Origin of the sequence: Lacticaseibacillus zeae DSM 20178 = KCTC 3804, from assembly GCF_000260435.1 — a bacterium.
Lineage (GTDB): Bacteria > Bacillota > Bacilli > Lactobacillales > Lactobacillaceae > Lacticaseibacillus > Lacticaseibacillus zeae.
Map to the genome: position 1 here is coordinate 77,893 of NZ_BACQ01000052.1, position 7,266 is coordinate 85,158.

7 protein-coding genes and 1 riboswitch are annotated in these 7,266 nt (G+C 49.3%); of the genes, 1 reads left to right on the plus strand and 6 read right to left on the minus strand.

The window, feature by feature from the left end; translation table 11 throughout:
• Positions 1-115: 115 nt before the first annotated feature.
• Positions 116-2,068: an ABC-F family ATP-binding cassette domain-containing protein gene (locus tag GSO_RS10690; RefSeq protein WP_010491993.1), complete on the plus strand. Its 1,953-nt coding sequence runs from the start codon at positions 116-118 to the stop codon at positions 2,066-2,068.
• Positions 2,069-2,471: 403 nt separating this feature from the next.
• Here the strand turns inward: GSO_RS10690 and GSO_RS10695 are convergent, their stop codons facing one another.
• From GSO_RS10695 to GSO_RS10725, 6 genes are all read right to left on the minus strand, one after another.
• Positions 2,472-2,798, minus strand: coding sequence for a PTS sugar transporter subunit IIB (locus GSO_RS10695; RefSeq protein WP_010491995.1), 327 nt, complete (start codon positions 2,796-2,798; stop codon positions 2,472-2,474).
• A 97-nt stretch (positions 2,799-2,895) separates the two neighbouring features.
• Positions 2,896-3,918, minus strand: a complete 1,023-nt coding sequence (tsaD, locus tag GSO_RS10700) for a tRNA (adenosine(37)-N6)-threonylcarbamoyltransferase complex transferase subunit TsaD (RefSeq protein ID WP_010491997.1) — start codon at positions 3,916-3,918, stop codon at positions 2,896-2,898.
• 35 nt (positions 3,919-3,953) lie between these two features.
• Entirely contained in the window at positions 3,954-4,487 is a 534-nt protein-coding gene (gene rimI / locus GSO_RS10705; protein WP_010491999.1) for a ribosomal protein S18-alanine N-acetyltransferase, read from the minus strand.
• Positions 4,471-5,193: a tRNA (adenosine(37)-N6)-threonylcarbamoyltransferase complex dimerization subunit type 1 TsaB gene (gene tsaB / locus GSO_RS10710; protein ID WP_010492002.1), complete on the minus strand. Its 723-nt coding sequence runs from the start codon at positions 5,191-5,193 to the stop codon at positions 4,471-4,473. The genes rimI and tsaB overlap by 17 nt, the downstream gene beginning before the upstream one ends.
• Positions 5,194-5,342: 149 nt before the next feature.
• Positions 5,343-5,954 (minus strand): hypothetical protein, encoded by a 612-nt coding sequence (locus tag GSO_RS10715; protein WP_010492004.1) that lies wholly within the window; start codon positions 5,952-5,954, stop codon positions 5,343-5,345.
• 304 nt (positions 5,955-6,258) lie between these two features.
• Positions 6,259-6,777: a folate family ECF transporter S component gene (locus tag GSO_RS10725; protein ID WP_010492005.1), complete on the minus strand. Its 519-nt coding sequence runs from the start codon at positions 6,775-6,777 to the stop codon at positions 6,259-6,261.
• A gap of 37 nt (positions 6,778-6,814) precedes the next feature.
• Positions 6,815-6,909, minus strand: a riboswitch (THF riboswitch).
• Positions 6,910-7,266: the final 357 nt, after the last annotated feature.

A 7,266-nucleotide genomic window follows, 5' to 3' on the forward strand; every position in this document is an offset into this window, starting at 1 on the left:
GATACATCTTCACAAACATATTTTATTGTGCGAATGCATCATCAGGGAACGCACGCCCATGAACAAAACTATGGTATATTAGGTCTTAACGATTATTGTGAAAGAAGGTATTCCTGTGATCATTTTGCAGGCACAACAAGTTAGCCGCAGCTTCAACGGCAACGAATTATTTGCCAATGTGAATCTTGAAGTCCAAGACGGCGCGCGCATCGGTCTTGTTGGCCCCAACGGGATTGGTAAAACCACCCTGCTGGAAATCCTGACCGGGATCGCGCCTCCGGATAGCGGTCAGGTGACGACCATGAAAAATCTATCCATTGGCTATTTGGCCCAAAACTCCGGCCTTGATTCGGATAAAACGATTTTCAAAGAAATGTTGACGGTCTTCGCCCCGCTGCAAGCAATGGCGCGACAAATCCATACTTTAGAGGCTAAGCTGGGTGATCCCAAACTTATTGCGGACAAGCCGGCGTTTGCCGCAACCATGAAACAGTACGATCAGTTGCAACACGATTTTAACGAGCAAAACGGTTATGGCTATGAAGCCGAAATCCGCTCCGTCCTCCATGGCTTCCAATTCGGTGAAGACACTTACGACAAGCCGGTCGGCACCTTGTCCGGCGGCGAACGTTCCCGTCTGGCTTTGGCCAAGCTCCTGCTGGAAAAGCATGACCTGATCATCCTCGACGAGCCAACCAACCACCTTGATATCGAAACACTCAGCTGGTTGGAAGGCTATCTCAAAACTTACCCCGGCGCCATTTTAACGGTCAGCCACGATCAATATTTTCTTGATCATGTGGTCACCGAAATTTACGAACTGGATCACCACCACGCGACCCATTACAAAACCAATTACAGCGGATATCTCAAGCAAAAGGCTGAGCGCCAGGCGCAGGCTTGGAAAGCGTACACCAAGCAGCAAGAAGAAATCGCCAAGCTCCAGGATTTCGTGGATAAGAATATTGTCCGCGCCAGCACCACCAAGCAGGCCCAGGCGCGCCGCAAGCAATTGGAAAAAATGGACGTTCTGGAGAAACCAACCGGTGACGACAAAAGCGTGCATTTTAGCTTCACACCCAAGCGCCCAAGCGGTAATGAGGTGCTCAAAGTCAACCAGGCAACGGTGGGTTATGAAGCGGATCACCCGATGGCCGGTCCTATCGATTTTCAAGTCAATAAATTCGATCGGATTGCCATTATCGGACCAAACGGGGTCGGTAAATCGACTTTACTCAAAAGTATTTTAGGCAAAATCCCGTTTCTGGCTGGATCGGCAAAATTCGGCGCTAACGTTGATGTCGGCTACTACGACCAGGAAATCCAACAACTCAATCCCAAAAATACCGTGATTGACGAAATCTGGGATGAGCACCCAATGATGCCGGAAAAAGACGTCCGTTCCGTTCTGGCTGCCTTTTTGTTCGGCCCAGACGATATTCAAAAACCGGTCAGTGCCTTATCCGGCGGGCAAAAAGCGCGGCTGGAGTTGACCAAGTTAGCGCTCAAACATGATAATTTTCTGGTGCTTGACGAACCGACCAACCACTTGGACATCAACAGTAAGGAAGTCCTTGAGCAGGCATTAAAAGATTTTAATGGCACCGTTTTGTTCGTGTCCCATGACCGTTACTTCATCAACGAACTGGCAACCAACGTCATTGCGATCGCCCCGACCGGCAGCACCACTTACCTCGGCAACTGGGACTATTATCAGGAAAAGCTGGCCGAGACCAAGGCAGAGGCCGAAGCTGCGGCTGCTGAACAGCCAACCGCCAAAACCGAAACCGCGGGCGCCACCTCGTATCAACAGTCCAAAGAAGATGCCCGCGCAACCCGTAAGTTACAGCGGGAAGTTGCTGACTTAGAGGCACAACTGCAGAAGCTTGGCGACCAAGCGACCACGATCCAAAAAGAAATGACCGCCCCCGATGTTTTGAGCGACTATGTCAAAATGCAAAAGCTGCAAACCAAGCTCGAAGAAGTTCAAAAACAAACCACGGACGTTGAGAATGCTTGGGAAGAAAAAAGCATTCAGCTTGAAGACATGGAAACTGCTGACAAGTAGGTGGCATCGTAACTTATGGCGGCAATATAAAAAGGTGAGCATCCATTGCTTGGAGTGCTCACCTTTTATTATCTCAAGGGTAATTCATTAAGGTTATTAAGCTATTAGTGCCAAAGCGGAGCAATCGTAGGCCAGATGGGGATCAGCCGTGGAATTGTTGTTGGTGGGGCGGTCTTTGCCCCGCCTACAACAAGGCCGAGCTTTGAAACCGCGGTTTTTGCGGGTTCAAAGTCGTGCCCACAGCGTTCCATCCCCAGCTGGCCGGAGATTGTGGAGTTTGGCACGGCCTGGAACTTATTGCCCAAGCTTTTTCGAATTGTTTGGAATTCACTAAACCATGAACGTCCATACAGAATGACGGCCCTGTCGTGTTTTTTGACAAGACACTGTTATATTCATTTACTTAAACCTTTTGATCCAGCAACCCGATTGCTTGCTGTAAAACTTTCTCGCCGTCCATCATCCCATAGGCTTTCATGTCAATAACGGCCATCGGAATTTTTTTAGCGTCGGCTTTGGCTTTGAACTGACTTTCCATGAAACGGACTTGTGGGCCGAGCATCAGTACCGAAACTGGCTCCGATGCCAGTTTATTGTCGGCATCTGCCGCTGCAGTGGCAAAAACATCAACGTCCATACCGTCTGCTGCAGCTGCTTTTTTCATTCGCTGCACCAACATTGAAGTGGACATACCGGCGGAGCACACTAACATAATTGTTTTTTCAGCCATGGGAATCATCCTTTCGTTAACAAACTTATCGATAAGTTAAGTTTAACTAAATCAACGAACCCGCGTCAACGAAAGTGCTAATAGTTTGCTCGTGACCCTAAGCATGGGCAAAGCTCAAGCCTGGATCCGCATTAAGATTCTCGGAGGCAAGATGGCGCTTGGCTAATTCAATATGCGCGGCTGCCCCAATCATGGCACCGTTATCGCCGGTTAAGCGCAACGGCGGAACGATTACGTCCACATCCGGAAAATGCACTGCCAGCGCTTCGTTCATGGCTTCTTTAAGCCCCTGATTGGCTGCTACCCCGCCAGCCACGATCAGTTGTTTAACCGGATAGTTTGTCAGGGCTTTCTGGGTTTTGTGAACCAGCACATCCACCACCGCAGCCTGGAAACTGGCCGCAAGATCTTCGCGACTAAGCGTTTCACCGATTTGATCGGCATGATGCACCGTATTGATCACAGCGGACTTCAAGCCACTGAAACTGAAGTCCAGATTATCCTCTTTATCCATGGCACGCGGAAAATGGAAGGTATCGTGACCCAAGTGTGCCAAACGATCGACTTCTTTCCCTGCCGGATATGGGATGCCCAGAATCCGTCCCACTTTGTCATAGGCTTCACCAGCGGCATCATCCCGGGTATCACCAATAATCTCGAACTCACCGGCGGCTTTCATGTAAACCAGCTCGGTATGGCCACCGGAAACCGCCAACGCCAACAATGGATAGGTTAGCGGCTTAACAAAGCGGGCGGCGTAAATATGCCCAGCCATATGATTGACCGGAATGAGCGGTAAGTGATGGGCATAAGCAATCGTTTTGGCAGCTGTCACACCGATCAGCAGTGCGCCAACCAGACCCGGGCCGTATGTGACTGCTACGGCCGTTAAGTCGGTATAGGTCACCCCAGCTTCTTTCAGGGCTGCGTCTGTTACCAGCGTAATCTGTTCGACATGGTGCCGACTGGCGACTTCCGGAACGACGCCGCCAAAACGCTGGTGGCTCTTGATTTGCGTCGCGATAATATTCGATAAAATTTTGTTACCATTTTCAACGACAGCCACACTGGTTTCGTCGCAGCTGCTTTCAAATGCTAAGATCAATTCCCTTGCTGCCACATTGTTCTCCTCTACAAACATGATGGTTCCGAACGTTACGGCAAAGGCCGATACATATCCAGTGCATCATCATGATTGCTGACATAATAACCTTTTTTTACTTTGCCATCTTGAAAACCGAGCGAGTGATAAAGCTGCTTGGCAATGTCATTATTTGTTCTAACCTCAAGCGTGACCTTTTCACTGCCGTATTCAATGGCCCGGCCAATCATAAACTGCATCAAAAAGCGACCCAGCCCCATATGCTGGTAAGCTGGATCAACGGCAATATTGGTAACGTGAGCCTCACTCATTGTAAACCACGTGCCAATCAACGCAACCATCTGGCCGGCATCTTCAACGGCAAGATACAACGAATGGCGCACTTTGCGTAATTCAGAGAAAAACGCATAGCGATCCCACGGCGTATCGTGATAAATCCGCCGCTCGATTGCCAACGCTGCGTCAACATCAGCCTCCGTCATGCGTCGTAATAAATATTCCTTATTCCGGACAGTGATCGTCCGCGGTTCAAACTGCAGTTCATCAGGCGTCGTGCGGTCAAACCACGACCTAAACTTTCTCAACATAAACATCATGTCCTTTGCCGGGATGCGCCTTAAGCCAGTTGTTTTCGGCTTCCGTTAAGCGTAAATAGCGCGGCACAAAATCATAGACAGAAACCGGTGGTAAATCTTTGCCTAGCTGACCCAGTCGTAACGCTTGCGGCAGATTTAACCAATCTGGGGCAAAATGAGCCAAACCGCCCAATGCCTCGATAATCTGTCCGCGAAACATCGCTGCATCGGATCCGACAAAGATGACCGGCTGCCGCAACGTTGTCAACTCGGTGAGTAAAAGCGTCAGCGGAACGTGACGATCCGTGACCACATTGATCAGTTGGCCTTTGTCCCACTGGTAAACACCTGTGAAGACATTGTTGCGCCGCGCATTCATAATCGGCACAATCATGGCTTTTGTGTCCGTGATATTAGCCGCTAACACTTCTAGACTGGAGACACCGACCAATGCGATGTTCAGCGTGTATGCCAGAGTTTTTCCGGTAGTCACGGCAATGCGGATGCCCGTGTAGGAACCCGGACCGTCCGCAACAATAATTTTATCAAGATCTTCAGGTTGCAGGCCACTTGCCGCAACCAAATCATCAATGGTCGGTAATAACTGTTCACTATGAGTCCGCTCATGATTAATGGTCGTCTGCGCCAATAACCGATCATTGTCCAACACGGCAACCGACATCGCCTCATTTGAGGTATCAAGTGCTAATAATCGCATAATTCAGGCCTCCCTTCGGCGATACAATCATGGCAATAGTTTATCACAAATGGCCTTAGAGCGTGAGTGGTATATTCGTGCGGCTGCATACAGGCCGCTAAGCAGCCCGCCTCTCATCGAACCAAACGAACCCCAAGCATGACCCTCAACTACAAGGATAACCACGCTTCGCCGGGATTAGGCAGTTCCCCGTTCAACGCCGCAAGCAAAATGAGAATGCTACCAATCATTAAAAGAATCTGTAAAAGAATCTTAAGCCATAAGCGTTGATGAATGATATTTTCCGGCGTCCAGTACAAGTCCGCGGCACTTTGGATCCCGGTCGCCTTGTTGGCAGCAAGCAGCTGATCGTGCAACCATTTTGCCAGCCACATCCAGGCAAACCCGGCAACGACCGCACTGATGGCCAGTACCCACAACGCTTGATTGCGCGTGGTTAAATAATCTGCCGTAAAAATATATAATCGCCTAATAAGCGGCAAGTGACTCAGTTCGTTGTAAAACTGATTCCCAATCGCAAAAGCGAACGCTAAGCCGCTGATCCAACTGCCTGTCAGTCCGACACGGCGGATCTGCTGCGCCAAAGCATTTTCACGATATAAGTTGCGGACATACGTTTTCCGGCCAGTACGTACCTGATTCGGGTACATCATCTTGTGCGTCGTCAGCTGCATAGCGACAATTTTACGCTCCAAGGACCACGCCCATAAACCGGTTCCGGCCAATGCGACCGCGACCAGACCAAGCAATAAAAGATCCATCGTCCGCCTTCCTTTCCAGAAACTTTGATTCGCCTATTTTAGCAATTAATCCGGTGAGTGACCAGTCAGACGAATCAGATGGCTCTCATAGAAAACGCGTTCTCTGGCGCAGAAGTCTGCGTGTAAGGACCTTGGTCGCAATGGCCAAAGCCCGGCCATCACGCCCAAGGCCACTTACACTCCGACTTCTAACCGCGCCAGTTCACGCTCTCAAAAAAGCAGCAGCAACCTTCTCAGTCACCTAGAAGATGACCGAGAAACTTGCCACTGCTTATCTAACCGTTTTTTAAAAGACAATCGTCAATTAAAGATGCGGCCGAATCCGTTCGACGGCTTTTAACGTCCCATAAGACAGTGCCGTCTGGATCGGTAACATGACCACGTTCTTAATCGTTCGTGGCCAAATAATTCCCTGCCAAGGCGTCCCCATCATGTTCAGCCACAGCGTTGTCAAAATGACATTACTGATCAGCAACACCAACCCGACACCAAGTAACGTCCGCATAACCGTTACCTTCTTGCCGTGGAAGAACATGCCGTAAATCATTGCAGCAATTGCGGCACTAAACGTGAACCCGGGAAAATTGGCGCCTGGATTGAAGACCATAATCGACAACTGGTCATTCAAGGCAGCGGCGCCCGCGGCCAGCCATGGTCCGAAATAATACCCCATCAAAATGGTGGCGAAAAATGCCGGACTAATCTTCAACCATGGTGTACCAAAAGAAAAACGACCCAAAACAATCTGCATCGCCATCAACATGGCCATATACACGATGTTTCGAGTGGAAAGCTTGGGACTACTAAACGATAAAACTTGCATAAGCTGCAATCTCCTTTTTTGCGGAGACGCCTAAATATCAGGCGAATGCGGCATCTGCACCGCGACTTTCGTCTTCGTCTGTCGTTCACATTCCGTTCCAGCAGCACTTAACGCGCAGATACCTACTCCTAGATTTTGTCACGAGTTCTATCGTACACCGAAAGTTAACCAAAGGGAACCCCTTAAACGTTCGCATCATCACTTAAAGGCATGCTCAACTCTTGACATCATCGTGAAAATTATCTCACGACTTTCTCGGTATTTTTTAGCGCTACACCAAGTCTGCTACCAGATTGGTCCGCTAAAATGATGCCTCGTAAGCAAATTTTTCTTAGTTGCTCAAAACTCCCTGAAAAAGGGATTCCCTCAAAAGCGGTGTACTCAGAACTAGGAGTGCACCGCTAGTTTTGTGTGAGCGTGAGCAGGAGCGCTTAGAAATCGGAGTGTAAGTGACCTTAAAGCCTAAATGGCTGGGCTTTGGCCATTTAG

What these genes read in the sequence shown, in the direction of transcription:
- GSO_RS10715 (WP_010492004.1), bottom strand. Translation starts at nt 5,954, where the DNA reads ATGGATCTTTTATTGCTTGGTCTGGTCGCGGTCGCATTGGCCGGAACC.
- rimI (WP_010491999.1), bottom strand. Translation starts at nt 4,487, where the DNA reads ATGTTGAGAAAGTTTAGGTCGTGGTTTGACCGCACGACGCCTGATGAA.
- tsaB (WP_010492002.1), bottom strand. Translation starts at nt 5,193, where the DNA reads ATGCGATTATTAGCACTTGATACCTCAAATGAGGCGATGTCGGTTGCC.
- GSO_RS10695 (WP_010491995.1), bottom strand. Translation starts at nt 2,798, where the DNA reads ATGGCTGAAAAAACAATTATGTTAGTGTGCTCCGCCGGTATGTCCACT.
- GSO_RS10725 (WP_010492005.1), bottom strand. Translation starts at nt 6,777, where the DNA reads ATGCAAGTTTTATCGTTTAGTAGTCCCAAGCTTTCCACTCGAAACATC.